The sequence below is a fragment of the Plantactinospora sp. ZYX-F-223 genome (assembly GCF_039649625.1).
Taxonomy (GTDB): domain Bacteria; phylum Actinomycetota; class Actinomycetes; order Mycobacteriales; family Micromonosporaceae; genus Plantactinospora.
On record NZ_JBDJAV010000202.1, the window covers coordinates 1 to 436 of the forward strand.

The window sequence follows — 436 nt, forward strand, 5'->3', positions numbered from 1 at the left end:
GCGGCGGAGAGGCTGTGGTTGGTGCGTAGGCGTTCGACGTAGGGGGCGCCGAGGAGGATGAACAGGAAGCAGGGTACGAAGGTGACCCAGGTGGTGAGCAGGGAGCCGACGATCCCGGCGACCCAGGGGTCGAGGCTGCCGGGGTGGTGGTAGGCGCCGAGGAACGCGACGAACTGCACCACCATGATCAGCGGGCCAGGGGTGCTCTCGGCGAGGGCCAACCCGCGAACCATGTCCCCGGCGGAGAGCCAGCCGTAGTCCTCGACAGCCCGTTGGGCGACGTAGGCGAGGACGGCGTAGGCGCCGCCGAAGGTGACCACCGCGGTGCCGGAGAAGAACAGGCCCTGCTGGGTGTAGACGCTGCCGACGCCGGTGGTCGCGGCGACCAGCGCGACCGGGGCGAACCAGGCGACGAGTCCGACGGCGAGGATCGTGG

Annotated in this window: 1 protein-coding gene; it reads right to left on the minus strand. The window is 70.6% G+C overall.

What is annotated here, in order from left to right; translation table 11 throughout:
* Positions 1-436, minus strand: a 436-nt coding sequence (locus tag AAH979_RS43175; protein ID WP_346263904.1) for a chromate transporter, incomplete at both ends; no start/stop codon positions are given.